Source organism: Leptolyngbya sp. GB1-A1, assembly GCF_039962475.1.
Lineage (GTDB): Bacteria > Cyanobacteriota > Cyanobacteriia > Elainellales > Elainellaceae > Leptolyngbya_A.
Map to the genome: position 1 here is coordinate 1 of NZ_JAMPLI010000014.1, position 25,179 is coordinate 25,179.

A 25,179-nucleotide genomic window follows, 5' to 3' on the forward strand; every position below is an offset into this window, starting at 1 on the left:
TTGGAGCAATGCTTAGTGCCGCAATTGCAGCCAGGAGATGTCATCGTCATTGACAACGCTAGTTTTCATCATCGTCAAGCGATTGAGGAGATCGTCACTCACGCAGGATGTGAGATTTAGTACCTGCCGCCCTATTCTCCAGACTTGAACAAGATTGAGCATTGGTGGTTTGTCCTGAAGAACTGGATGCGACAGCGATGGGATGAGTTTGAAACCTTTGATTGTGTCGACGCTGCTTTCAAAAACTGCCCTAACGTGATTGCGTAGCGCTATAAAGGCTTTTTCGATGGTTTCGCAATCTATCATTCCCAAGACCATTCCTAAGACCATCCCTAAAACAAGTCCTTAAGCTTCGCTCGATCGTGAGGTGCAAGCAAGTTGTCCAGACTGGAACCCGTGGGAATAATGCCGCCCGGATTCAGCGGAAACAAATTGCCGTAGTAGTCGCGTTTAATCACTTCCAGATCACAAGTGCTTGCCACGCCTGGAAGCTGATACAAATCGCGCAGATAGCCTGCCAGATTTGGGTAGTCCTGAATCCGGCGACGATCGCACTTAAACAATCCATAGTAAACCGCATCGAACCGGATCAGAGTCGTGAACAGGCGCACGTCTGCCAGCGTTAAGCGATTCCCGCACAAATATCGCTGATGTTCCAGCGCCGCATCAATCTCGTTCAGAACCGTAAAAAGCTCATTCACCGCGGTATTATAGGCAGCCTGCGTCTGAGCAAATCCGCAGCGATATACGCCGTTATTCACTGCGTGATAAATTTTTTCGTTCCAGGAATCGATCGCTTCTCGCAACTCAGCAGGATACAAATCGAGTTCAGGATACTGAGCAAATTCATTCAATCGATCGTTCAGCATCACGATAATTTCTGCGCTTTCGTTATTCACGATCGTTTGTGTTTGTGTATCCCAAAGTACGGGAACGGTCGATCGTCCAGTGTATCCCGGCTTAGCTTGCTGATATAATTCCGCTAACGTCTGTAAGCCATTCTCTGGAGTGTCAAATATCCATCCTCCTGCTTCTGGCGAAGGAGAAACGATCGTTACTGAAATTGCATCTTCTAATCCCTTCAAAGCACGGACAATCAGCGTTCGATGTGCCCACGGGCAGCCCAATCCCACGTAGAGCCGATAGCGTCCTGCGGCTGGCGGATAAGGGCGATTAGAATCTGTATCAATCGCGTTTCTAAACTCGCTGGCTGGACGAATGTAAGCCCCTGATGCATCGCGTGGCGCAAGCCGAGACATCATTAAATGCCACATCGTTGTCCAGGCAAATCGACCCAATCGGATAATGGATTTAGCGGGTAAGGTTGCTTTCGCTTTTCGGGTAGGCTGAGTCATGGCGATTCACTTTTTGCAAGCTGATGCAAAACCTCCAGCATTCGATCGATTTCCTCGATCGTGTTGTAATGGGCTAAGCCAATTCGCACCATGCCGCCCTGATCTTCGACGCCGAGCCGTTCACTCAAATTCAGTGCGTAGTAGTTGCCTGACCAGGTAAAAATACCGCGATCGCTCAACGCCTGAGCAACCTGCTTTGGATAATAGCCCTTTAGCCGAATTGAGACCGTGGGTGTGCGCCACTGAATGCGATCGAAATCGGTGATGCCGTAAAACTGTAAACCCGGAATTTGCAGCAGTTCGGTGATGAGATATTTTGCTAAATCGGCTTCGTATTGCTGAATCGCGTTCATTGCCGCTACCAGTGCAGCTCGTCGATCGGCACTTTGAGGGTCAACTTTTCTGCCCAGATCTGCCAGATACTCGATCGCCGCCGTTACGCCTGCCATTGCTTCATGATTTTGGGTTCCGGTTTCCCAGCGATCGGGCGAGGTATTCGCTGCCGGACGGACTTTGTAGGGATGCAGCCGATTTAGCAATTCTGCTTTGCCGTACAGCACACCCGCATGAGGCGCAAAAAATTTGTAGGGCGAACAGGCGAGAAAGTCACAGTCCAACGCCTTGACATCGATCGACCCATGAGGCGCGTAATGAACCGCATCGACATACACCCAGGCTCCCACTTGGTGAGCCAGCTCAACCGCTTTTGCCACATCGCTAATTGTCCCAACCGCATTCGAGGCATAGCCGATCGCCACCAGCCGGGTTTTCTCAGTGATCTGACGCTGCAAATCCTCATAATCTAACGTGCAGTCTTCGGGGTGAAAATCAACCCAGCGAATCGTCACGCCGATCTCAGCTAACGCCGTCCAGGGAGACACATTGGCATCGTGATCCAGCCGCGTCACTACAATCTCATCTCCCGGCTTCAGTTCACGGGCGATCGATCGGCTGAGGGCAAACGTCAGCGTCGTCATATTCGCGCCAAACACCACTTCTTGCGGGGCACAGTGCAAAAAATCTGCCATTGCTGCATGGGCAGACTCAATCGTGCGATCGGTGCACTGGCTGGTGAGAAAAACGCCGTGGGTGTTGGCATTGGCAGAAGTCAGGTAATGGGTCATCGCCTGGATGACTCGCTGCGAAACCTGTGTGCCACCGGGACCATCAAAAAACACGGCAGGTTCTCCGTTCACGGTTTGCGCCAGAGCCGGAAACTGGGCACGCACCCAGCCCAGGTCGATCGCAGGTTGGGACACAGTGAAAGAATCAATCACGGTAGAGAGGAACAAAAGGGGCATCTCCACGGTATCAAACTTGCAATTTATCAAACTTGCAATTTACCGTTTGGCTTTGTGAAGTCACTGGAAACCCACGACAAATCTCGTATGATGCTTCAGGGCGTATCTCAAAAATTTGATATCAGAATGCAGCCGATTGCTTCGCAGTTCCCCGAAGGGGTAATCGCACTTGATCCAACAATTCAGCTTCAGCTTGAGATTTTGGGAGGATTTATCGTCCTGCTCTGGGTACTGGAAACCGTGGATCAGCTTTTGCTGCAAAGTCGGCTCAATGCGCTGGGCATTCGTCCGCGCACTCAGATTGGGCTGCGGGGCATTCTCTTCGCGCCTTTGCTGCATGGCTCCTGGGCACATTTGGCGGCAAATACCGTTCCGTTTCTGGTGCTGGGCTGGCTGGTCTTGCTCAATGGGTTCAATCAGTTTGTGATCGTGACTGCTGTCGTCTGGATTGTGAGCGGCTTAGGAGTCTGGCTGTTCGCGTCCCGAAATTCGCTGCATATTGGGGCAAGCGGCGTCGTTTTTGGCTATCTGGGCTTTTTGCTGGCGCGTGGCTATTTCAGGCAGGACTTTGGATCGATCGCGATCGCTGTCGTCGTCCTGGCACTCTATGGACCGCTGATCTGGGGAATATTACCCTTCCGGCGCGGCATCTCCTGGCAGGGGCATTTGTTTGGCATGGTGGGCGGGGTGCTGGCGGCTCGCTATCTGCCTCAGCTACAGCAGGGGTTTGCGACGATCGAGCGGATGCTGCAACGGTAAAAGTATTTCGGCTTGTTCTAATTCCAATTCAAGGGGAGTCGATCGCGCCTGGAATCTGGAGCCAGCGTGAAATTTCTGGTGCCGCTCGAAAGGCATTACCTCAGAGGCTTGACTTTATCTAGCCCTATCTAGCCCTAAATCGGGCATAACGGGCGAGCGCCCTACTCTATCTATATAAACAAATCGGCAATTACCAGCTTGCTAAACGCTATATATGGAGTAACCTATGTAGAAAGCAACCCCTGGAGAGGTCTGAAAAGTGCTAGCCGTTGTCCAAACTGCCTCCTTAATTCTGAATCCTGCTCTCAATCCTGCCAGGAATCTAGCTCGTTCTCAGATTTTTAAGTTCCCGTCCAGAGGGGATTTAGGGAGCAATGCGGCATCTTCGCCACTCCTCAGCCCACCTCCACAAACTCAATCTCTCTACTAAACAAAAACGATCGAGTTTTAGTCCCGTTAAGCCACCTTAGCAGCAAGCAGGATTTCACATGGTGTACATGAGTCAACCCAAGGATTTGTTTCGCCTCCCAGTTCAACCCGTGGGGGCTAAATCTCAGATGGCTTCTGACTCTGCTGCTGTTCGCTTAAAGCAGGCAACGCAAGCCCGATCGCGTAGTGTTCCCGAAACGATGTTGCCCACCGCCGATCGCCAAAGTCAAAAATCCGCTCGATCAGGAAACGATCGACCCACCGATCGACTTCACCTTAACCCTGACCTCTTTGCTCATGGCTCATCGACTCGCATGGCTTCGGCTCTGCCCATTTGGGAGGCAAGCAATATTTTGACGCAGCGCGGTCATCTCCCCTGGCAAAATGATCCCGATGGCAAGCTCCACTACGCCAAAGACATTGATAACGGGCAGGGAGCAATTCACTTCTGGGTGACAGAAGACCTGGAAAATGATTACCCAGTCTCCCTGGCAGGGGCAGCCGCACTCGCCGTCGTGGATACCTTTGATATTCGGGCAGCCTGTATGCATCTGATTTATGCTGCCTGCGCGACTCAGTTTGCCAAGCCCTGGGAGCAGGAACTCGTGATTGACGATCGCCAGATCGAATCTTATCTTGGCTTAAAAAAACGGACTGACCTAAATCGACAGCAAAAGCTGGCACTGATCGAAGAGATCGCCAAACAGCCCTGCAAAATCACAACCTTCATTTCCTACCCCAATCAGGGCAAGGTCAAAGGTTTCACCCTAGAAGAAGGACGGCTCTGGCACTTGCTGGGCACTCGCTACCACTATCAGCACGACCTCCTGAGCAACAAAGAACTCGTCGGCATTACCTTTGTGATTCGAGCCGGGCTTTGGGCAAAGTATTTTCTCAACGAAGAGGGACGACGCAAGCAAATTGCTCACTATCAGCACGGCATTCTTTCCAAGACGCTGCTGGAAAGTATCATGAGCCTCTGGCAGCATCGCGAAGGGGCTGCGCGTCTGATGGTCTGGCTATTGTTTAAGACTCAGTTCGATCGCCGCCATCCGCTCACGGTGCAAACCCTGATGGAGGTTGCCTACGGTCAAGAAAAAGTTCAACAAGCGCGACTTAACAGCGAAGCCCGCAAGCGACTTTCCGCCAACTGGGACGAAGACCTCCTGACGCTGCACGAACGAGGCTGGAAACTTCAGTTCGACCCAGAATCCTACCCGATCGAAATTCAACCCCCGGCATTTGGGCGAATGACCGCTCGCAAACCCAGAGGTTTCTTTGACAAGCTGCTGGCAGCCCGCCTGTGGATTACTGCTGAAGCAGGGATGATCGATCAAATCACTCCCCCTGAAGACGAAAACACCAACGCAGCTTTGCAAATCGAAGAAATCTCCAATCCCGTTGAACTAAGTGGATCACAGGTAAAGGATCTGCGTATCAAAAAGGGCTGGAGCCAAAGAAAACTCGCATCAATGACAGGCATCAGTCAGGGACTTATCTCGCTGATTGAAAACGGAGAGCGGAATATTACCCCTGAGAATGCAGCAATCCTGCAACAGGTTTTGAGCTAGGAAGCTGTTCAAGCAGTCGCAACGATTACGCTGGACTGTCCCCTGGTTCCGAAATTGGGCGGAACCTTGCTTTAAGGATTCAAAGTCCCTCAGGATTGGGGAATTTAGGGGGCAATGCAGGATCTCTGCAACTGCTCAAACAACCTCAAACAAAACCACGATCGAGCCAAAACTGCTACTGAACCGAGGTTGTACCCGATTGTGGTGCGATCGCTCCAGCCGAGTTAACGCTGTTAAACCGCTGAGGAACCCGAGCAAACTGATAGTTCGTCAGACCGGATGCAGCCGTGAAGTGCTGGGTAATGATGGGCAAACCGCGATCGGCAAGCGCAACCAGATCAGGATTTTGACCAAAGGCAGCTTCGCGCTGATAAAGTGCTGCACTTTCCAGGTGTGCGTTAATGCCGCCCTCACTCAGAAATGCCTGGTCGAACTGCGCGCCCGAAAGCTGAGAGAGCTGTGCCATTGCCGCTTGGTATTTCGGAGCAGGTTCAGTGGGCAGTGTTACACCCACGGTCGGCGCGATCCGGGTTAGCTCTTGCTTTACCAGATTTTGCTCGTCGATCTCTGCCTGAGCAAACTGCTTCACTGCATCGCTGGTTGCCTTTTGCAGCGCAAGCTGAGAAATCATGATATTGCCGTTGCCAGCCTGAGCCGCTTCCAACATGAACTGCTGATCGATCGGGCCAAGCTGACTAGCGGGTTGAGCAGTGGTCGTCGCAGGGGCAGGTTCAGTGGGGGCAGTCGAAGTGGAAGGGGTTTGTGCCACAGAGCAGCCCACAGCGGCAAATAAGCCAATCAGGGCAAGGGCAAAGGACATGAAAACTTTTCTCATGACGGGTGAGGCTCCTAAACTTTAGAAAATTGAATCTGCTTTTCGAGATGGGGGTTGCCGGAAAGCATTGGTCTATTGTCTGTTTCCAATGTTTAGATTCCGATACAAAAACCCCTCTTTCCTTAGATGGGTTTCAGGTTTAATTGGCAGTGTTTGACCAGTACTTGCTTTGCTACGCTACTCCTATCGTTTGCTCCTGCACCTCCCTATTGCCGGCAGGGCATCACCGCAGCTCTCGCTCCAAACGTCCGTTAAACTGCTGTGTCTAATCGGTAATCCCCAGATTTGCCGCCCGTTTTCTCAAGGAGCTGGATAGACTCGATCGCGATCGACTTCTCCAATGCCTTTGCCATGTCATAGAGGGTTAGTGCTGTGACGGAAACTGCGGTAAGAGCCTCCATTTCAACGCCTGTTTCAGCTTTGGTTTTCACCGTTGCCTGAATCTGAAATCCGGGTAGGTCGGCATCGGGAATAATTTGCACCTCGACTTTTTGAATTGGTAAGGGATGGCAGAGCGGAATCAGGTTTGACGTTTGTTTCGCTGCCATAATGCCTGCAATCCGCGCTGTGGCTAACACATCCCCTTTCGGAGTATTGCCTGCCTGAATTGCTGCCAGGGTTTCCGGCTGCATTCTGACTCGCCCGATCGCGATCGCAGTCCGCACGGTTTGCGTCTTTGCAGAAACGTCAACCATTTGTGCCTGTCCCTGCTGATCCAGGTGAGTCAGCGAATTTGGCGAATGATTCAGATCATTTGAAAAGTTAGCGTTTGACATTTCTGCTGATTGTGTTACTATGAATTCTTGGCAAGGGCGTGTAGCTCAGTGGACTAGAGCACGTGGCTACGGACCACGGTGTCGGGGGTTCGAATCCCTCCTCGCCCGTAGGTGAATGACTGGATGAGGTGGACAGTTTAATGCCACCTCTTTTTATTATTCCTGGTTTTGTCCAGGGAGATTTACTGCATAAAAATCCCCACCTCGCCCCAGCCCAAACTGCAGCGAGTGGCGCAGATCTTTGCTCGATTGGGTCAGGAAAACCACCATGCCCAGCAGTGACAGTCCAGCGCAAACCGCGAAAACGCCGCGATAGCCACTGTTTGTTGCCAGCAGTCCAAACAAAGGTCCAGCGATCGCGATGCCTGCGTCAAAGCCTACCATGCAGAGTCCAAAGGTGCGTCCGCGCTCGTCTGGCTGGGATCGATCTGCCATTAAAGCCGCCATCATGGGAATCAGCGTTCCGGCAGCGGCTCCTTCCACGGCTCCCGCTAGCAAAAACATAGTGACGCTATTAGCTCGCCACAGCATCAGCATCGATAGCGTGTACAGTACCAGACTCATGCTGATAAATACGCCGCGCCCGTAGCGATCGGAGGCAGGACCAACCAGAAAGCGGATCGCAAAGCCGGTAATCGCTGTTGCGGTGTAAAACAGTCCGGCATTGAGGCTCACGCCGACTTCGCGAATATAGAGCGGTGTAAAGGTGCTGAGCGCGCCAAACGATAAACCGATCAGCAGCAGAACGATCGCTGGAATCCGAATGCGTGGCGTGAGCAGCAGTTGCCAAAACTGTTTGGGCTTGCCGGAGGGATCGGGTTTGATTTCTGATCGAGGTTCTCGTACCTGAGTTGTGCAGACTAGCCCCAAAATGCCTAAGCCGCTGGTCAGGAGGAACGTTAGAGAAAAGCCCAGCCCCTCGTAGAGCAATCCCCCAAATGCCGGACCGAGTGCCATGCCGATCGGGTTGACCAGGCTCATGTAGCCAATCAGTTCTCCGCGATGCTGAGGGGGCGATAGGTCTATGACCAGGGCACTGTATGCCAGCGCAAAGGCAGCAATGCTGATGCCGTGAAACGCCCGAATGCCCATTAACAGCGGAATCGAATTCGCGATCACGTAGCCGATCGGCGCAAGGGTAACTGCCGCCATGCCGATCAGCAAAACGATTTTGCGTCCGCGACTGTCTGCTAAACGCGCCATCCATTCCCGGCTTGCCAGCAGTCCCACCGCAAAGCACCCCATCACAATGCCTACCGTTTGAGGCGTTGCGCCGAGTGATTCTATATACAGTGGCAGGGTCGGCAGATGGGAGGCTAACCCTGACCAGAAGAGAAGTCCGGCAACAAACAGCACCAGCAAATCGCGCCGAACCGAAGGATTGAGCTTGGTAAAAACGTTCAAGGCAGATTGATCTCGATCGTGTCTTTAAGAAATGTTGCTGTTTTCAATCATGCCGCGCTCGAGCCAGTTTGACCAATGTATAGAGAAGGATTCCCTGGAGCCTTAAGTAGCGGCACAGTAGCGGCGGATTAGCCGATCGGATCGAAAGCAAGTAAAACTTCCCGAAAACTAAAACAATGTTGCTGCTTTTTCAAGTTTTTGCGATCAAATCACTACAGCTTAAAAATTCAGATTACAATGAATCCTGTACGCAATAATACGGATACCCTCACGTATTCTTTCGTACTTGGCTTTTGTGGTTGCAGTGCTGGCAGTGCCCCTCTGCATCGCGCTGCAACTTGCCATGATTCACGGTTTTTGCTTAATCTTTTTGCCCCATCTTTGCTTGCTTCCTGGATTCAGGTTGCGATTCATCTCGCGTCTTTCTCAGCGTACTCACTCTCAGCGTACTCGCTGGAGAATTGCTGTCGGTTTTGAGCCGCTTTGATTTTCAGCAGCGTTGAGAGTACGGCAAGTATCAGAGCATTTTATTTTCTGCAATTCCTGCGCTTGACTTCCATGATTGGAGAATCTTCTAATTCCCCGCTGGCTGCGGTTTCTGTTAGCCATCGCTCAGCATCGCCACACTCAGAAATATCTCGTTCTGAATCCTCGCATACGGTTCAGCAGGCACAGCAGATCGTTTATGACTATCTGCTAAACATTGTGAAGAACTGGATGCCGGGTGATGTTCTAACCGAGTTTAAGCATCTTTTTATTCATCATTCCCAGGCAGCGAACACTGAAGTTTTAATCTGCCTGCATAAGATTATTTTTTTGAACGCTAAGCAGGAATTTTGCTATACGCTCAAGCGAGCGTGCTACATCTTGATTAATAACTGGGATGTGCGCCGTAATCATGAACTGATTCAACAGTTGATTGAACTCTTTTCTGATTCCATTCTCGATCGCCCCTCGATCTCACCAACGCTCAAGCGGTTGCACCAATGGCTGCGCGAGTTTGCCGCCAGTGCCGATTTCCAGGAGCTAAAGCTTTATGTAGAGCGATACGATCAGCAAAAACAAAATTGGACTCATCACTTTGCGTCTTACTTACTGGCTTCTCAATTTGCCAATTTAAATAATTCGATTGAACAGCGGCAGGCAGCCTGTAAACTCTCCAGACAGCTTCGAGAGCAGTTTAAGTTCGATCTGGCACGCTATACTGCGCTGTCGCAAAGTTCTATCAGTGTGCAAAGACTTAAAAATCCAACGGGATTAGGCGATCGGGTTCTGCATTTGATTAAGCGCATTGTGCTGCGACGTGGCTCTTTTAGTTACTCGAATATTGCCCGGATTTTTATTGGGCAAATTCAGGGTTTAAGCTATCAGGAATTCAAGCAAAGTTTGCTGGAGTATCTGACGTTTTCGCTCGATCATCCTCAGTTCGTACAAACCCTTCAGGAGCATCTTGCGGAAAAGCTGGTGCCGCTATACGGCGATCGCGATAATCAGCCTATTACCTCCGCGCTGCTTATGCGAACGGCGAATCGAATGATTGATTATTTGTTAACCGAAAACGGCGAAGAACCTTCTGCTCTGTTCATTCTGCTGCTATCTAGGGGGAACGCGCTGCTGCTGGTGATTGTGCTGCTGAAAATTGTGCTGGTTTGTCGTTATGTTCGCGTTCACTTGGAAACTCGAATTGCTGAGATTATTCGATACTATAAGCAGTACCCAGAAGAAGAGTGCCGCCAGGTGATTGACTTCCTGGAAATTCTGCACATCACGCTCACAATTTATACCGAGAACGTACAGTATACGCTTGTGAATATGAACCAGGCCCAGCGTTATACCGGGCGTTATTCTGTGCCGCAACCTAACTTGGAAACCTACCGCATTTTTTCGCAGATGTGCTCAACCCAAGCTCGGTTAAACCTAGTGCAAAGCAGTGTTTCCCAGGTCACAATGACTCCTGCCCAACCTGCTGAAGTAGGAACTGCTGGCTCAGGTGAAGTACGAGCTGCTGGCTCATCCAGTCATCCTGCGGTTTCGTCGTCTGCTGATCAGGAAATTACTCCAGTGTAAGCTGACTGCCCCAGCGATCCTGCGCTAGAAATGCCCGATCCATCGGAATCGAGGCAACGGGTTCGGTCAGGGTGAATTGTCCAGAGGTAATCCACTGCTTTAGCTCCAGCGCGATCTGACGGGCAAGATAGAGGCTCGACAGCGAAGCCACCCGCACTGTTTTGCCGTCGATCGTAATTCGGCCCGACTTAAGCTGGGCATAGCTGACCAACCCAAAGGTCGGACGTACCCGACGCGGAATCGAAAAATCCACCACGGGAACCACCAAATCCTGGTCGCGGACAGACGATCGCAAAACGACTTCCTCATTTAGCACAGGCAGCGGAATTCCCACCCCCAGCATCAGCGAAGGACCATAGCCACGAAAGTAGCAGCCGCGCACCCACTGGGACTGCATTTGCTTGGCATCGCCGATCAGGGCAAGAGTTGCACCGGGTCCAACCGGAGTATGATTCGGCAATCGTTTTTGCAGCGGAAAATGCTGGGTTCCTTCCCACGCCACATAGCCCACACCGCCCCCCAGAAAGATGCGTGTCCCAATGCCCACCACCTGCAAATCGGGATCGTTCATGAGCGGCGACATTGCGCCCGGATTGGAGTACACCGCATTGCCCAGGTGGGGCTGAAGCGGTCCCAGATAGGTGTAGAGCGGTCGATCGCCTCCATTGACGCCCACAATGAAATTTTGATAGGCATTGCGCGGGTTGAAGAGATAGAACTGGTTGATCGTGTCGCGGGTAATCGTCGTTTCAAACGAAGCCCGTGAATAACAGTCCGTTGATTGACCGCTTGCCCGCAGATGGACTGCCTTACCCGCAATCAAATCGGCAATTACATGACCGCCGCCCCGCTCTCGTTGCTCATCTCCGTCTGGTCCATCACTTTTGCCCGGGAATTCGGTCATCTGCGTCGCGCCCAGGTATAAATCGACTGCGCCAAATCCGGCGTATGCCGCGACCCCATCCAGCCAGCACTGACGAATTTTGATCGGCGGATCGGTCTGTCCCAGATTCAAAATTGCGCCGGAGGACTCCATCGGCTCAAATGCACCTGTAGTGATCACATCGACCTGTTTAGTCGCCTGGGTCACGCCAATTTCCTGCACCCGTGCCTTTAGTTCCTCCGCCGTCCAGACGATCGCTTTCCCAGCTTGAATCTTGTCGTTGATTTCTGCGATCGATCGCATTCTAAATTCCTCTTAGGGTTGCCTTTTGCGATTATTCCTGGACTTTTTTCGATCGCCAAGCCAGCAGCCCCGCCATCAGGATCGAGGGACTCAGCACGAGAGCTAGGGCAAGGCTAGACGTTTCTGGAATCTTTTCCAGGAAAGGCAAGAATTTGATGGCGATCGAAATTGCTGCCGACAGTAGCCCGATTTTAAGCAAAACGCTGAGTGAGTCGTTCAGAGAGCCATTCATGCCAGGGATTCCTTTCGGGCGGGGTACGGGGAATAGTAAACTGATTCTGCCTGATTGCTGACTATCTTCATTTTGCTCATGGCTGTTTCGACTGTGACGGTTACGGTTCCTGCAACGACTGCGAATCTGGGTCCCGGCTTTGACTGCATCGGGGCAGCATTCACGCTTTACAATCGGTTTCAGTTTACTGCTTTGCCGGACACAGAATCGCCGCTTACGATCGCAGCCACCGGACTCGAAGCTGATCGCGTTGCCACAGACGATCGCAATCTCGCCTATCGCGCCTTTGAGCATTTTTATCAAACCTTAGGCAAAACCCCGCCTCCGTTGCATCTGGCGATCGATCTTCAGGTTCCACTGGCGCGAGGGTTAGGCAGCTCTGCCACCGCGATCGTAGGTGGACTGGTCGGCGCAAATGCCCTTGCCGGATCGCCCCTGTCTCGCGAACAGATCATGAAGCTGGCGATCGAACTGGAAGGACATCCCGATAACGTTGTGCCTGCTTTGCTAGGTGGCTGTCGGCTTGCGGCAACTCAGCTAGACGGCGGCTGGGCAATTTGTGAAGTTGGGTGGCATCAAGACATTGTGCCGATCGTTGCCATTCCTGATTTTGAGCTGTCTACCGCGGAAGCGCGGCGCGTGTTGCCTGCTCAATATAGCCGTCAGGATGCGATTTTTAATATTGCCCATCTGGGCTTGCTGATTCGGGCATTAGAAAGCGGGCGATCGGATTGGCTCCAGACCGCCCTTCAAGACAAGATTCATCAGCCCTATCGTCAATCCCTGATTCACGGTTACTCCTCGGTTGAGGAAGCGGTGATAGCGGCGGGAGCGGATGGATTAGTGATTAGCGGAGCCGGACCCACCTTGCTGGCACTGACTCGCCCCGATCGCGCTGCTGCGGTCGAATCTGCGTTAACCCAAGCCTGGACAGCCGCCGGAGTCACCGTGCAAACCCAGCGGGTGCAGATTGACACCCAGGGGGCGACGATCGCTTTTCCTTAAGAACGTGGATTTACCTTAAGAGCATGGATTTAAGCGTCGATTTAAGAGATCTGCTGTAAGAATCGAAAATTCCCCCTTGATCCCCTAACCCCTGCTTCCACCAGAGGCAAAGGGGAGCCGAAGCTGCAATCAGAGCGTGAGTTGAATTCAAACTCCCTCGCCCTTCCTGAGAGAGGAATTTAGGGTGGGGGTTTCCCTACTGAAGCTGTAGGATTGCCTGCTGGATCCGCTCTGCCAGAGTCGGATCATTCTCGTGGGCAGCGGTGATTTGATTAAAGCGGGTAATGCTCAACTGGTTTCGATCGGCGATCTGAATTGCGCTATTGCAAAATTCGATCGCGTTCTGGCGAATGCCGGAATCGAGTTCTTGCAGGCTGCTAGGGACATCGCAGCGAATCGCGGGCACATAGCCGACCCGATTTTTGATCGTGTTGTAGGTGCTTTGCCGCAGGGGTTCAATCGACAGCACCGCACGGGCATAGCGTTGAATTTCGTCGCTGCTGACCGATTGCGCCTGGGCACTGCTGCTAAAGCTTAGAGACGCCGTAGGCGCGTGGTAGCTGGGAACCCAGCCCATTAGCACACCCGCAGCCGAAGCTGTCGCAATTAAACCAAATTGCAGCTGGCGATTCCATTTCAGACGAGACAAGGGACGTAGCGCGGAGATCATAGTTAACGGTTACTAAAGTCGTAACGATTCAGGTATTCTGAATGCCTTGAATTATTTTAGGGGCGAGATGTTCCAGGCTGATGCTGCCGGACAAACAGTTGGCACAGTTCAATCACTTTTGTCTGAAGCACTGCCATTGGATCGCCGCCCTGGCTTTTAAGGCTAAACTCTAGCTCCACCAGCAGCGGCAGCGTTTGTCTCAGGCTATCCAGGGGAAGCGATCGCACTTCCTGCTTCAGAAAATAAATCCGCTTCGGATTACTCACTTCTGCCATTCGAGCAATTTCGCGATCGTCACGTTCACCCGACTCCACCATCAGCTTGATCCACAGCCAGGTGCGAAACTGTCCTACCAGCGTGGACACAATGCGAAGCGGTGGCTCGTTTTGCTTAAACAGGTCAGCTACCAGGGTCAGGGCTTTTCCCGTATCTCCCTGCTGAATTGCGCTAGCAAGCTGGAGGCTATTTTGCGTGTAGTTGGTGACGAGGCTGGCAACGATCGCTTCATCCAGGGGTTCCGGCTGAGATTTGCTATGGAGCGACAGTTTCTCTAGCTCTAGATACAGCTGCCGCGACTGATTGCCCACCGAGTCTGCTAAAAGCTGCACCGCATCACGGGTTAACTTCACGCCCATTTCCTGAGCCGATCGCCGCACCTGCTCGATGATCTGGTCGGTCTTCCAGGGGGGGATCAAGGCAAACTCGCGGATTTCGGCGTATTTTTGCAGCAGTTTGGTCGATTTAATCCGTCCGTCGGGTTTACTGCTGGAGGTTAGTAGGAGTACGTTAGTATCTGGAATCGCTGGAAGCGTTCGGTCAAGCTCGCTCAGAAGTTCCTCAGAACATCGCTGAGCCAGAGAAGTCTCAACTAGCCAAACGAGTCTGCTGCCCGTCCCAAAGGGTGCAGTCATCACTTGATTGAGTGCTTGGGTAATGCCATCGCTTTGTTCGGGGGGAATCTTGTCATAGTTAAAGCTTGCCCAGTCGGGGTCAAGGGTGCGATCGCGCAACGCTTCCACTGCCCGATTTAAGGCAAAATCATCATCGCCCCAGTAAAAGTAAATTGGCATGAATGCGACCTCGACTGCGTGATCCCCGCCCTCCATTTTGGAGCAGATTCCCGGTAGAGTAGGGAAAGTATTAGATGAACCTTTTTGTTTACCATTCTCGATCGAGGATTGGGATTAGATTTCAGAAAGCAGGTTTCAAACCTTCTGGATCACTCCTGGATCGCGGTGAAGCAGTTTCCCCTGTGGGATGATCGCCCATCCTATCGAGGATACCGATTCCTATCAGTTAAGCGCGAGGCAAGTTAGCTTGGACGATACCTATCAGATTTATATCAATCGAGTGGCACGCCTGACCCTGCCAGAGGTTTTCCAGTCGCAGGTGCAGCATATTCAGCCGTCTCCTAAGTTTGTTCGTCAGCCCGATGGCACAATCCACCCCGCTCCGTTTCCGGGCTATACGATTATTTCTCCGCCCTGGGAAGACGACCCGCAAAATGAGTCGTTTTACAATGTTCTGCGCGATTATCAGCAGCGATCGGCTCAAACCCTGGAACCTGGGCTGCTGCTCCCGGTGCCGCCGGAGAGCTTCCATTTCACCCTGGCAGATTTAATTTGGGCAAGTGCCTACCACCATGCGATCGAAGACCCTGCCTTTGAGCCGCAGCTTCACGAGCGAGTTGGGCAAAGCTTTGATAAATGCCGCTTTTTGATGGAGGCACAGCAGCCGATTCGCTGGCAGGTCATGGGCTTATTTCTCAGAACTCGCGCTTTGGGCGTGTGTCTTGCGCCTCGCGATGAAGAGTCCTATGAGCGAGTGATTGAACTGCGTCGGACAATTTATCAAAATCCCGACGTGATCGCGCTGGGTATTGAGCAGCAGTACAATTTCACGGCGCACATCACGCTAGGATACTTCGGCGAAGCGGCAGCCACCACCGATCGCGATCGGCTTGCTCAGCAGCTCATCGACTTGAACCAGTACTGGTACGATATTGACGCGCCTCAGGAAATCAGCGTGCGGCGAGCAGACCTGCGAAAGTTTGACGATATGACGCGCTATTATCGGCAGCCGGATTGGGCAATGCTGGAATTTTGATGAGGAGATGAAGGGATGAGGAGACGGGGTAAGGTTATGCGCCTAACGCTAACTCTTCGTCCTGGAGCCAGTGGCGCAGAAATTGTCTCAGCCATTGCTCGACGGCAGCTCCGTGGCGATCGAATCCGGCAATGTGCTGTTCGTAGGGCTGTGCGCCGGGGAGGACAAGCTGTTCGCCTGCCTTAGAAACCCACAGGTCGATCATCGATCGCGTAATTTCGGGATGGAACTGCACTCCGTAAGCGTTTTCTCCATAGCGATAAGCCTGATTTTTGAAGGTTTCGCCTGTTGCCAGCAGTTCTGCTCCGTTGGGTAGCTCGAAGCCTTCTCTGTGCCAGTGGTAGACGTGGGTAAGCCCAATCAAGGGGTTTGGTTCGCTCGGGCCTTGCCTGGTTAAAACGGGCTGGATCGGCATAAAGCCAATTTCGCGCATCTCTTCGACGTGGGGAGCAACCTTTGCCCCTAACACTCTGGCAAGCATCTGTGCGCCTAGACAAATTCCAAGATAGGGCTTGCCAGAATCGAGGGCGACCGGAATCCAGTCCAGTTCGGTACGGATAAAGGGCAGCATTTCATCGTCGTTCGCACTCATTGGACCGCCAAAGATAATAGCTCCAGCATGGTGATCCATCGTTTGTGGAAGTGTATCACCAACTGCCGGACAGCGAATATCTGGCTCATACCCCATCTGTCGTAGCACTTGCTCAACCAAGCCGGGGTCAGAGGTTTCCTGGTGAACAACGACGAGTATTTTTTCCACGCTGATTCTCGTTGAGGGAAGTTAGCCTGCCAGTTCACTCATTCTGCGGGCAAGCTGGATATCTTTCATCGTAATGCCGCCTGCATCGTGGGTCGTGAGGTCAACCGTAACGCGATTGTAGACATTAAACCACTCTGGATGATGCCCGAGCGCTTCGGCAACCAGGGCAACGCTTGACATAAAGCCAAACGCCTCAACAAACGAAGGAAACTGAAACTGGCGATGCAGCTTACCGTTTTCGATCTGCCAGCCAGGAAGTTCACGCAGCATAGCATCGAGATCTTGAGGAGACAGCAGCGAAGTAGACATAGAAGTAGACATCGGCGAAGGGTTCTCAGCTTCAGCAAGCTGATGCACAGTGGGTTCAGACGTTTGGGCAAGGCTTGAGGCAAAGGACTTCCCCGTGAGGAGTAATCGCGCCTCAAAGACGTGACCGAATACGCCCAAAATCAATAAAGCCAATGCTAGCGCAAGGGCAATTTGGCGGGAAAGCGATCGTCTTAGCCAGGTTTGCAACCGTCGGCTCCTGAGCTTTTGCAAGGGCAGTCCCAAATTGTAGCCTGAGCAATGCTTGAACTCACGATCCTTCACCGTTTTAAGGCGCAAACTCCTGCTAGGACGAAGCCTTAGACTTTGCACTAGATTTCGTGGTTTTCGCTGCTGACTTTGTCGTTTTCTTGGCGGCAGTTTTAGTGCTGGTCGTCTTGGTCGTCTTTTTGGCTTTGGTCGTTTTGCTCTCTTCTGGGTCGCTTTCTGCCGACTTGCTGGTCGATTTGCGGGTCGAAGCCTTACTGGTCGTGGACTTGGTAGTCGATCGCCCTTTCTTCTTCGTGCCTGCCTTTTCCGTAAGAGCCTGCACCGCTTTGTCGAGCGTCAGCCCTTCGACGGTTTCGCCTTCGGGCAGCGAAGCATTGACCTTGCCGTGCTTCACATAGGGGCCATAGGGACCGCTATAGATATTTACAGGTTCGCCGTCTTCAGGGTGTGCGCCCAGTTCGCGAATTGGCTTGGCAGATTTGCTGCGTCCCCGTCCGGCTTTGGGTTCAGAGAGCAGTTGTAGGGCACGATCGAGGGTAATGGTCAGCACGTTGTCGTCGCCTTTAAGCGATCGATAGTCCTTGCCTTCTTTGCCCTGATCATGCACTACATAAGGACCAAACCGCCCCAGGTTTGCCTGAATCTTGCCGCCTGTCTCCGCGTGAACTCCGAGCGTGCGCGGCAGAGCCAGCAGCCCCACAGCAGTTTCTAGCGTCATTTGCTGCGGATTCATGCCTTTGGGCAGCGATGCCCGCTTTGGCTTTGGATTGGCTTCGCTTTCGTCACCGAGCTGGACGTAGTGACCGTAGGGACCAATTCGTAGATAAATCGGTTCGCCCGTTTCGGGATGAAAGCCCACCTTATCTGGACCTTCAGTTTTCTGGCGCAGCAGCACTTCCACCTGCTCCGGGTCGAGATCGGCAGGGGTCAGGTCTTGCGGAATCGAAGCTTTTACGGCTCCCTCATCACCATCGACTTCCAGATAGGCCCCGTATTTGCCGATGCGAACTTTTGCTTCCAGCCCCTCTAAATCTAGGGTGCGGGCTTCGGTGGGGTCAATCTGGCTCTCTCGCTGCTTCACCTGGTTTTCTAAGCCCTGCTCGCCCCGGTAGAACTGTTGTAGATAGGGCAACCACTGCGCTTCTCCAGTCGAGATTTCGTCCAGAGTCTGCTCCATTCGTGCCGTAAAGCTAGTATCAACCAGATCAGGGAAATGCTTTTCCAGCAGTCCGGTCACGGCGAAGGCGGTGAAGGTGGGAATCAAGGCATTATTCACCATCTGGGCATAGCCCCGATCGATAATCGTGCCAATAATGCTGGCATAGGTACTTGGACGCCCAATGCCTTCACTTTCCAGCGTTTTCACCAGCGAAGCTTCTGTGAACCGTGCGGGAGGCTGGGTCTCATGCCCGATCGCCTCTAGATCCTGACAGTTAGGACGATCGCCCGTTCGCAGTGCAGGCAGGATCACCTCTTGGCTTTCGATCGCTGCATCCGGGTCGTCTGATCCCTCCACGTAGGCGCGGAAGAATCCAGGAAAAACAATTCGCTTGCCCGTCGCCCGAAATCCGGCATCCTCAACCTGAAGCTGCACCGTAATGTTGAGCTGCTGTACTTCTGCCATCTGGGTGGCGACCGTTCGCTTCCAGATCAGGTCATAAAGCTGAAGCTCTCGCCCAGAAAGTCCGGTTTCCTGCGGCGTGCGGAAGGTGCTGCCCGCGGGACGGATGGCTTCGTGTGCCTCCTGTGCGCCCTTGCTTTTGGTGGAATAACGGCGCGGCTCTGGGCTGAGGTATTCTTTGCCGTACATCTGCTCCACACAGCTTCGGGCAGCAACGATCGCCTGCTGCGATAGGTTCACCGAGTCCGTTCGCATGTACGTAATGTAGCCCTGCTCGTAGAGGCTCTGAGCTACGCGCATGGTGTCACGGGCAGAGAGCTTCAGCTTGCGGTTTGATTCCTGTTGCAGGGTGGAAGTCGTGAAGGGTGGAGACGGCTTGCGGGTAGAAGCGCGTTCCTCCAGATTAGTGACTTGCCACGGCTGAGACTGAAGACGATCGACCAGCGATCGAGCTTCGGCTTCTTCTAGTAATAAAACGTTACGTCCAGCAATAATTTGTCCGGTGTTTTCGTCAAAGTCGCTGCCGTTGGCGATCCGGGTTCCGCGCAAGCTGACCAATCGCGCTTCGAACGGCGTATTGTCCTTGCTAAGGGTGGATTTCAGATCCCAGTAGGAGCCTTTGCGGAAGGCGCGACGCTGCCGTTCCCGTTTTACCAGCAACCGCACAGCAACGGATTGAACCCGACCTGCCGATAAGCCCCAGGCAATTTTTTTCCAGAGCAGGGGTGAAAGGGTGTATCCCACGAGGCGATCGAGGATGCGGCGGGTTTCCTGTGCCCGAACAAGCTGTTCATCGACGGTGCGGCAGTTTCTCAGAGCTTCCTGGATTGCCTCTTCAGTAATTTCGTGGAAGACCATCCGTTTGATCGGAACCTTGGGCTGAAGCACCTGGAGCAAGTGCCAGCTAATGCTTTCACCTTCTCGGTCTTCGTCAGTTGCTAGGACAAGTTCGTCGGCGTTTTTTAGCGCATCTTTGAGTGCCTTGACGACTTTCTTTTTATCCTGGGGAATCACGTAGAGCGGTTCAAAGTTCCCATCTACATTCACACCAATCTTCGCCCACTCTTCGGATTTGACCGTTTCTGGAATCTCTTTCGCAGTCTGAGGCAGATCGCGAACGTGCCCCATCGACGCCTCGACCTGATAGCCGCGAGGCAGGAAGCCGCGGATCGTCTTTGCTTTAGTGGGAGATTCAACAATAACCAGGGTTGACATGGCAACAATTGCTCTTCCAGGGAGTGTGATGCGGGTGAACAGGGGACGGCGAACCTATCTGGAATCCTAAAATAACGTTCTTCTGGGAAGACTGCCAACGGTGCGAAGGACGGTTTGCCGAAGTCCGACTGGGGAGAAACTGCGCTGGAACGGGCAATACGAGGCGGTTTTTCCTGCGAGGTAATCGGGCATTAGTGCATCATCCTAACAACATCTTGAGCAGATTCGCCTCTCCTTATCATTAATATCAGCAGAATCAGGGGTTAAACCTGCCGATTTCCTCATCATGACATCGGGAACGTTCAACCTCTACACGATATGATCCACTATGAAGGATTGTTTAAGATTCTCGGAGGCATCAGTCCGGTTCGATCACCCTCGGTTCGATTCACGATTAGAGGGAACTGCCCCGTATCGACTGGCGTTCTCTGCTCTCACTGATCCTTCTTGTTGATTCTCCGCAGACAGCCAGAATCCTATGGACTTTGCCAATCTTGCCTCCCAGCTTAATGCTGGCACCATTCTTCCAGAAGGAATCGTGATTATTACGCTGATGGTCGTCCTGCTAGGCGACATCATTGGCGGACGATCCGCGACCCACTGGACTCCCTACTTCGCGATCGGCGGACTCTTGAGTGCGATCGTGGCTCTTTTTTACCAGTGGGATATCGCTAGCCCGATCGCCTTTCTCGGATCATTTAACTCCGATGCCCTCAGTATTGTGTTTCGGGGAATTATCGCCCTTTCGGCTGCGGTGACAATCCTGATTACGGTGCGCTACATCGAGCAGTCGGGCACGCCCCTGGGCGAATTTTTGGTGATTCTGCTGACCGCAACCGTAGGGGGGATGCTGTTGTCTGGCTCTGATGAGCTGATCATGATCTACGTTGCGCTAGAAACCCTCAGTATCTCTTCCTACCTGCTGACGGGCTACATGAAGCGTGACCCGCGATCGAACGAAGCTGCCCTCAAGTATTTGCTCATTGGCGCGACCAGTTCTGCCATCTTCCTGTACGGCGTTTCGCTGCTCTATGGACTGTCGGGTGGTCAAACTCGCCTCACGGCTATCACAGCAAACGTGGTTGGCGGCGAACAGTCGCTCGGTATTGTGATCGCACTGGTGTTTGTGATCGCCGGAATTGCGTTCAAAATCGCGGCTGTGCCCTTCCACCAGTGGACGCCTGACGTTTACGAAGGTTCTCCGACTCCTGTCGTGGCGTTCCTGTCGGTTGGTTCCAAGGCGGCTGGATTTGCCCTAGCGATTCGCCTGCTAGTAACTGCCTTCCCTGCTGTGTCGGAGCAGTGGCACTTTGTGATGGCAGCCCTGGCGATTCTCAGTATGGTACTGGGTAATGTGGTAGCGCTGGCGCAGTCGAGCATGAAGCGGATGCTGGCCTATTCGTCGATCGCCCAGGCAGGCTTTGTCATGATCGGTCTGATTGTTGGTACGGATGCAGGCTATTCCAGCATGATCTTCTACCTGATGGTCTACCTGTTCATGAACCTGGGCGGCTTTGCCTGCGTGATTCTCTTCACCCTCAGAACGGGAACCGACGAAATCAGCGAATACAGCGGTCTGTATCAGAAAGACCCGCTGCTCACGCTTTGCCTCAGCCTGTGTCTCTTGTCTCTGGGCGGTATTCCGCCGTTAGCAGGCTTTTTCGGGAAGGTCTACCTGTTTTGGGCAGGCTGGCAGGCTGGAGCTTATGGACTGGTGCTCATCGGTCTGCTAACCAGCGTTATCTCGATTTATTACTACATCCGTGTGGTGAAAATGATGGTGGTGAAAGAGCCGGAGGAAATGTCCGACGCGGTGAAAAACTACCCCGAAATTCGCTGGAATCTGCCGGGAATGCGTCCGCTTCAGGTTGGCTTGATCGTCTGTCTGGTGTTTACGGCGATCGGCGGCATCCTCTCCAATCCGCTCTTTGGTCTGGCAGACAGCTCGGTTACCCGCACGCCGCTGCTTCAACCCGCAGGTTTAGCTCAAGAGCAGCCTACCCCGGTTGGAACCCAGGATGTTGCTGAAGTGATTGTTCCGCAAATTGAGAAGCTCTAGGCAGTCACACCAGATGTCAGTTTGAATATTGAAGACGAAGGACACAGGGGTTGTGTCCTTTTTTTCGTTGTGGGAATTGGGAAGGATGGCTGTATTTACCTACCTCTCCTTCTAAAGACCGACATGCACAAAATAGCAATTTTTGTCATATCAGAAACAAATTTTAGAATTTGGCACTCTACCCTGGAGATATCCTGCAACCAGGGAGATCGATTATGGGCTGGTTTGTCAGGTTGAAGTACGCCGATTAGATTCGATGAGAAGCGGCATGGTGGAGTTTTACACGCCGCAGTCCAGACGAAGGCAACGACTGGAAAAACCGAGCGAGCCATGCTCAGAGTCTTGCGTCCTGCTGCAAAAAGTAATGAGGGGGAGCACAGTCCCCCTGTTCATGACATCGTTTGGTTCATGACATCGTTTAGTTAGAACGACGCTGCCAATTACACCATTCCAGGTCCTCTGCCGCGTTTGTCGCCCTCAATCGTCAAATCTCCAGCACTGTCTTCATTCACTTCTGCTCGTTCTTCAGCCTGTTCAGCCTCTCTTGCTTCTTCAGCCTGACGTGCATCGCCTGGGACTTCGTAGTACATCTCTGGCTCGATCGCGTAGTTGTTCAGCAATCCTTCTTTATCAACGGTGTAGCCGTCTGTGGTGTGGATGCTCTGTGCGTCAGTCTGCTCATTGGTGGGGGCAGTGGCTTCCTGTTCTTCAGTGGGATGAGTCTTAAACCGATCGCCTTCTCGCTCCATGCGGGCACCCGTTTCAGCAGGAGTAATATGGGGGTCGTAGGCGTTATCAGCAGCGCGATCGGCAGAATCGGAAGCAGTGTGCTTGGTGTTATCACGTTCTTTATTCATGGCTTTGCTACTCATTTTGAAAATGCTTGTCAAAAATTCGTTTACGCCATAAGAGTAGCCCGCTGGTAACAACGAATACACTCTCCCTGTAGGGGAATTAAGTTGAATTCAAACGAATTTTGGCTCTGTCAAAAGACGGAAGAAAGTCTGGACAATGAAAAAATTCCGCGATCTTGTCGTGACGGAAGACCCATTCCTTTTGAGCTTCGCATTTGGCATCTTTCCGCTAGCGGCTGATCACCATGCGATATTTCTTGTCTTCCATGCACCGTAGCTCGTTATAGAACTTGTCTGCAGGCAAATTCTGAGTTCAAAAAGCGATCGTTTCTGTTTTGCAGTGCAACTTCTAGGATTGGAAAGACAAGTTTTGAGTTGAAAGGGATAACTTTTGGGTTTAGAGGGCGAGCAGATTTCTTGTCCCTTTGAGCAAGCGTGGAGCAAGAATTCAGCGTAAGAGATGGTCCGAGAGTTACGCAATCAGGCTTAAAGGAATTTCAAAGTTCCTCAGTATTGGGGAATTCAGGGGACACTGCGGGAGGCTTACGACTGCGTCAAATCTCTCCTTAAAAATCCCACTCCTCAAATAGTTCGGAAACAGGCATTGAAAAGTCAGGAACGATGCTTGTGCTGCCGAACATGAATCGCTAAGAGACCACCCAGAAATGAGCTAATGCCTCCATGCTCCATTCCAAAATTGCCCATATCCGCTAGCTGCCCGTTAACCAATTCATAGCGATGCCCATCCTGGGACAATGCCATGAATTCCTCATCCGTCCAGACCTTGTTCTCGGTGGAGATTGTCATCACCCAAGCCTCCTGAGATCTTGCCGGATTGCTGTCTTTAGTGTGGCACGCCCTCACGCGCTCACTTACCTTTTCACTTCCTGCTCAACCTGCCGCATCACAGTCAACGCTGAATAACTTACCCCTGCTGTGCCCTCACCAGGATGGGTCGAGTCTCCCACGAGCCAGAGTGATCGAATTGGAGTGCGCGTCGCAAACCCAAACGGACCAAAGGTGGGAATGCGTTGACCAATGCCGCCGACAATGCCTTTGCTGCGTCCGGTGTAGTGGGCAAAGGTGCGGGGCGTAGCGGCTTCCTGATGCACGATTGTCTCCGGCATGAGCTGGAAATATTGGGAAAGGCGGGAAAGCGCCTGGTCGGTGTACTGCTGTTTGAGCTGCTGATAGTCTTCGATCGAGCAGTCCCACCAGCGTTTAGGGTCGGTAAACGAAGAGGCAATGATTGTGGCATGACCTTCTGGAGCTCGGCCGTCTCCCGGCTTGCTGACGGACACAAAGAACGAGTTGTTTTCGGCGATCGGTCCCGCGTAGTCGTAAAGAAACTGAAGGTGGGGCGGACAGTCGGCAAGCAGCGCGTCCTGCTTTACGCCCAAATAGATAACAAAAGCGCTAGAGGCAGGCGGCAGTTTTGTAATGCGATTTCGATAGCCTTGGGGAACCGCATTGCCCAAAAGCTTCACCAGATTCTGTACTGTGACATTTGCCACTACCTGGTCGGCGGATTCTGTCCAGACTTCTCCCGTTTTCTGGCTGCGGATTTGCACCGCTTTCACCTGCTTGCCTTCGGTCAAAATCCGCTCAACAGTATGCCGCATCAGGAGCCGACCGCCATCCCGCTCTAGGGATTCGACGAGTCGATCGCTCAATGCCTGCATACTGCCCTGAAGGTGAAACAGTCCATGCGGCTCTTGAGACACTGCCAGCGCGGTTGCGGCATAAAGCAACGCTGTTTCGTCTGCGCTCACCTGGGAATAAAGCTTAAGCTGCATATCGAGAAAGGTCTTCAGGCGGTAATCATGCCCCAGCCCATACCAGCGCAACACCTGACCGACTGTAGAGAAGGTATGAGGCAAGGTCAGCAGGGTATCGGGGCGAACGGCTTGAACGAGCTGCCCAATATCCCACAGATCGCGCGGCGGCAGCACTGGATCGCGAGACTGAAACGCCCAGCTATAGCGAAACAAATCCGCCATCAGTTGCCAAAAGGGTTCGCTGCCAGGAAACTGCTTTTGTCGTTCTGCCTGCCATTGCTGCGGGTCACGCCAGACGTTGATTGGTTGCGTTTCACCAGGAAGGTACACGGCACAGGCAGGGTCGCACTCGGTTGCCGCCGGGGGTTCAATTCCTAACTCCTGAAAAATTCGGTGGTGAACGCCGCCCGGTTCCAGCCCTGCGACCTGGGTTGCGCCCACATCAAAGGTAAAGCCGCGCCGCTTAAACGTAGAGGCACAGCCCCCGGGGACGATCGCCTGATCCAGCACCAGAACGGAATAGCCGCGATGAGCTAGCAAGGCGCCTGCGGTCAGCCCCCCAATTCCTGCCCCAATCACGACCACGCGCCGACCGTGTTTCCTTGTCATAAATTCTGCAAATTCCTAATGGCGTGTTACATTACTTAATATCCTTATCA

21 protein-coding genes, 1 tRNA gene and 1 pseudogene are annotated in these 25,179 nt (G+C 52.6%); 8 read left to right on the forward strand and 15 right to left on the reverse strand.

From position 1 onward, the window contains the following. A pseudogene (locus tag NDI45_RS14990) lies at positions 1-267 on the forward strand (transposase); the annotation flags it as partial. Between the two features lie 65 nt (positions 268-332). Here the strand turns inward: NDI45_RS14990 and NDI45_RS14995 are convergent. Together NDI45_RS14995 and NDI45_RS15000 are read right to left on the reverse strand one after the other, a co-directional pair. Continuing rightward, a complete protein-coding gene (locus tag NDI45_RS14995; RefSeq protein ID WP_348247806.1) occupies positions 333-1,355 on the reverse strand; it encodes a glutathione S-transferase family protein in 1,023 nt (340 codons plus the stop codon). Continuing rightward, positions 1,352-2,656, reverse strand: coding sequence for a cysteine desulfurase-like protein (locus NDI45_RS15000; protein ID WP_348247807.1), 1,305 nt, complete (start codon positions 2,654-2,656; stop codon positions 1,352-1,354). The genes NDI45_RS14995 and NDI45_RS15000 overlap by 4 nt, the downstream gene beginning before the upstream one ends. Before the next feature lie 54 nt (positions 2,657-2,710). Here NDI45_RS15000 and NDI45_RS15005 point away from each other — a divergent pair, with 54 nt between their 5' ends. Both NDI45_RS15005 and NDI45_RS15010 read left to right on the forward strand, forming a co-directional pair. After that, positions 2,711-3,415 (forward strand): rhomboid family intramembrane serine protease, encoded by a 705-nt coding sequence (locus NDI45_RS15005; protein WP_348247808.1) that lies wholly within the window; start codon positions 2,711-2,713, stop codon positions 3,413-3,415. A gap of 497 nt (positions 3,416-3,912) precedes the next feature. After that, positions 3,913-5,415 (forward strand): helix-turn-helix transcriptional regulator, encoded by a 1,503-nt coding sequence (locus NDI45_RS15010; protein ID WP_348247809.1) that lies wholly within the window; start codon positions 3,913-3,915, stop codon positions 5,413-5,415. Between the two features lie 175 nt (positions 5,416-5,590). On the opposite strand, the gene NDI45_RS15015 is transcribed toward NDI45_RS15010, so the two are convergent. Then, a complete protein-coding gene (locus NDI45_RS15015; protein WP_348247810.1) occupies positions 5,591-6,250 on the reverse strand; it encodes a DUF4142 domain-containing protein in 660 nt (219 codons plus the stop codon). Positions 6,251-6,501: 251 nt separating this feature from the next. Next, entirely contained in the window at positions 6,502-7,026 is a 525-nt protein-coding gene (moaC, locus tag NDI45_RS15020) for a cyclic pyranopterin monophosphate synthase MoaC (protein WP_348247811.1), read from the reverse strand. 34 nt (positions 7,027-7,060) lie between these two features. Between moaC and NDI45_RS15025 the strand changes: the two genes are divergently transcribed. After that, positions 7,061-7,134, forward strand: a tRNA-Arg gene (locus NDI45_RS15025). A 48-nt stretch (positions 7,135-7,182) separates the two neighbouring features. On the opposite strand, the gene NDI45_RS15030 is transcribed toward NDI45_RS15025, so the two are convergent. Continuing rightward, positions 7,183-8,430 carry an MFS transporter gene (locus NDI45_RS15030; protein ID WP_348247812.1) on the reverse strand — a complete coding sequence of 416 codons (1,248 nt, stop codon included), beginning with the start codon at positions 8,428-8,430 and terminating at the stop codon, positions 7,183-7,185. A 549-nt stretch (positions 8,431-8,979) separates the two neighbouring features. Between NDI45_RS15030 and NDI45_RS15035 the strand changes: the two genes are divergently transcribed. Continuing rightward, complete coding sequence (locus NDI45_RS15035; RefSeq protein ID WP_348247813.1) at positions 8,980-10,497, forward strand: hypothetical protein; 1,518 nt, start codon at positions 8,980-8,982, stop codon at positions 10,495-10,497. Here the strand turns inward: NDI45_RS15035 and NDI45_RS15040 are convergent. Next, positions 10,484-11,683 (reverse strand): homocysteine biosynthesis protein, encoded by a 1,200-nt coding sequence (locus tag NDI45_RS15040; RefSeq protein WP_190794286.1) that lies wholly within the window; start codon positions 11,681-11,683, stop codon positions 10,484-10,486. The two genes, NDI45_RS15035 and NDI45_RS15040, sit on opposite strands and share 14 nt — an antisense overlap. 31 nt (positions 11,684-11,714) lie before the next feature. Beyond that, positions 11,715-11,915 (reverse strand): hypothetical protein, encoded by a 201-nt coding sequence (locus NDI45_RS15045; RefSeq protein ID WP_190794285.1) that lies wholly within the window; start codon positions 11,913-11,915, stop codon positions 11,715-11,717. Between the two features lie 78 nt (positions 11,916-11,993). Between NDI45_RS15045 and thrB the strand changes: the two genes are divergently transcribed. Further along, positions 11,994-12,920 (forward strand): homoserine kinase, encoded by a 927-nt coding sequence (thrB, locus tag NDI45_RS15050; RefSeq protein ID WP_348247814.1) that lies wholly within the window; start codon positions 11,994-11,996, stop codon positions 12,918-12,920. Positions 12,921-13,116: 196 nt separating this feature from the next. Here thrB and NDI45_RS15055 read toward each other — a convergent pair whose 3' ends face one another. Next, positions 13,117-13,590: a DUF4168 domain-containing protein gene (locus tag NDI45_RS15055; protein WP_348247815.1), complete on the reverse strand. Its 474-nt coding sequence runs from the start codon at positions 13,588-13,590 to the stop codon at positions 13,117-13,119. 56 nt (positions 13,591-13,646) lie between these two features. Next, positions 13,647-14,660 carry a DNA polymerase III subunit delta gene (gene holA, locus NDI45_RS15060; RefSeq protein ID WP_348247816.1) on the reverse strand — a complete coding sequence of 338 codons (1,014 nt, stop codon included), beginning with the start codon at positions 14,658-14,660 and terminating at the stop codon, positions 13,647-13,649. A gap of 187 nt (positions 14,661-14,847) precedes the next feature. Here holA and NDI45_RS15065 point away from each other — a divergent pair, with 187 nt between their 5' ends. Next, positions 14,848-15,696 carry a DUF1868 domain-containing protein gene (locus NDI45_RS15065; protein ID WP_348247817.1) on the forward strand — a complete coding sequence of 283 codons (849 nt, stop codon included), beginning with the start codon at positions 14,848-14,850 and terminating at the stop codon, positions 15,694-15,696. 34 nt (positions 15,697-15,730) lie between these two features. Here NDI45_RS15065 and NDI45_RS15070 read toward each other — a convergent pair whose 3' ends face one another. The 3 genes from NDI45_RS15070 to topA are packed head-to-tail and all read right to left on the reverse strand — an operon-like array spanning position 15,731 to position 19,829. Beyond that, positions 15,731-16,456: a gamma-glutamyl-gamma-aminobutyrate hydrolase family protein gene (locus NDI45_RS15070; RefSeq protein WP_348247818.1), complete on the reverse strand. Its 726-nt coding sequence runs from the start codon at positions 16,454-16,456 to the stop codon at positions 15,731-15,733. Positions 16,457-16,477: 21 nt separating this feature from the next. Beyond that, positions 16,478-17,047 carry a 4a-hydroxytetrahydrobiopterin dehydratase gene (locus tag NDI45_RS15075; protein WP_348247819.1) on the reverse strand — a complete coding sequence of 190 codons (570 nt, stop codon included), beginning with the start codon at positions 17,045-17,047 and terminating at the stop codon, positions 16,478-16,480. A gap of 22 nt (positions 17,048-17,069) precedes the next feature. After that, positions 17,070-19,829: a type I DNA topoisomerase gene (topA, locus tag NDI45_RS15080; protein ID WP_348247820.1), complete on the reverse strand. Its 2,760-nt coding sequence runs from the start codon at positions 19,827-19,829 to the stop codon at positions 17,070-17,072. Between the two features lie 478 nt (positions 19,830-20,307). Between topA and NDI45_RS15085 the strand changes: the two genes are divergently transcribed. Then, a complete protein-coding gene (locus tag NDI45_RS15085; protein WP_348247821.1) occupies positions 20,308-21,888 on the forward strand; it encodes an NAD(P)H-quinone oxidoreductase subunit N in 1,581 nt (526 codons plus the stop codon). Between the two features lie 440 nt (positions 21,889-22,328). Here NDI45_RS15085 and NDI45_RS15090 read toward each other — a convergent pair whose 3' ends face one another. From NDI45_RS15090 to crtD, 3 genes are all read right to left on the reverse strand, one after another. Continuing rightward, a complete protein-coding gene (locus NDI45_RS15090; protein ID WP_348247822.1) occupies positions 22,329-22,745 on the reverse strand; it encodes a hypothetical protein in 417 nt (138 codons plus the stop codon). A 609-nt stretch (positions 22,746-23,354) separates the two neighbouring features. Then, positions 23,355-23,549 (reverse strand): hypothetical protein, encoded by a 195-nt coding sequence (locus NDI45_RS15095; RefSeq protein ID WP_348247823.1) that lies wholly within the window; start codon positions 23,547-23,549, stop codon positions 23,355-23,357. A gap of 65 nt (positions 23,550-23,614) precedes the next feature. Further along, the gene (gene crtD / locus NDI45_RS15100) at positions 23,615-25,129 is read right to left on the reverse strand and encodes a C-3',4' desaturase CrtD (RefSeq protein ID WP_348247824.1); all 1,515 of its coding nucleotides are present in this window, start codon (positions 25,127-25,129) and stop codon (positions 23,615-23,617) included. Between the last annotated feature and the right edge of the window lie 50 nt (positions 25,130-25,179).

Bases quoted from the DNA above. Each gene is read 5' to 3' on its own strand.
- moaC (WP_348247811.1), bottom strand. From the start codon at position 7,026: ATGTCAAACGCTAACTTTTCAAATGATCTGAATCATTCGCCAAATTCG.
- NDI45_RS15065 (WP_348247817.1), top strand. From the start codon at position 14,848: ATGATCGCCCATCCTATCGAGGATACCGATTCCTATCAGTTAAGCGCG.
- NDI45_RS15055 (WP_348247815.1), bottom strand. From the start codon at position 13,590: ATGATCTCCGCGCTACGTCCCTTGTCTCGTCTGAAATGGAATCGCCAG.
- NDI45_RS15000 (WP_348247807.1), bottom strand. From the start codon at position 2,656: ATGCCCCTTTTGTTCCTCTCTACCGTGATTGATTCTTTCACTGTGTCC.
- crtD (WP_348247824.1), bottom strand. From the start codon at position 25,129: ATGACAAGGAAACACGGTCGGCGCGTGGTCGTGATTGGGGCAGGAATT.
- NDI45_RS15010 (WP_348247809.1), top strand. From the start codon at position 3,913: ATGAGTCAACCCAAGGATTTGTTTCGCCTCCCAGTTCAACCCGTGGGG.
- NDI45_RS15085 (WP_348247821.1), top strand. From the start codon at position 20,308: ATGGACTTTGCCAATCTTGCCTCCCAGCTTAATGCTGGCACCATTCTT.
- NDI45_RS15015 (WP_348247810.1), bottom strand. From the start codon at position 6,250: ATGAGAAAAGTTTTCATGTCCTTTGCCCTTGCCCTGATTGGCTTATTT.
- NDI45_RS15095 (WP_348247823.1), bottom strand. From the start codon at position 23,549: ATGACAATCTCCACCGAGAACAAGGTCTGGACGGATGAGGAATTCATG.
- NDI45_RS15040 (WP_190794286.1), bottom strand. From the start codon at position 11,683: ATGCGATCGATCGCAGAAATCAACGACAAGATTCAAGCTGGGAAAGCG.
- NDI45_RS15045 (WP_190794285.1), bottom strand. From the start codon at position 11,915: ATGAATGGCTCTCTGAACGACTCACTCAGCGTTTTGCTTAAAATCGGG.
- topA (WP_348247820.1), bottom strand. From the start codon at position 19,829: ATGTCAACCCTGGTTATTGTTGAATCTCCCACTAAAGCAAAGACGATC.
- holA (WP_348247816.1), bottom strand. From the start codon at position 14,660: ATGCCAATTTACTTTTACTGGGGCGATGATGATTTTGCCTTAAATCGG.
- NDI45_RS15090 (WP_348247822.1), bottom strand. From the start codon at position 22,745: ATGAATAAAGAACGTGATAACACCAAGCACACTGCTTCCGATTCTGCC.
- NDI45_RS14995 (WP_348247806.1), bottom strand. From the start codon at position 1,355: ATGACTCAGCCTACCCGAAAAGCGAAAGCAACCTTACCCGCTAAATCC.
- thrB (WP_348247814.1), top strand. From the start codon at position 11,994: ATGGCTGTTTCGACTGTGACGGTTACGGTTCCTGCAACGACTGCGAAT.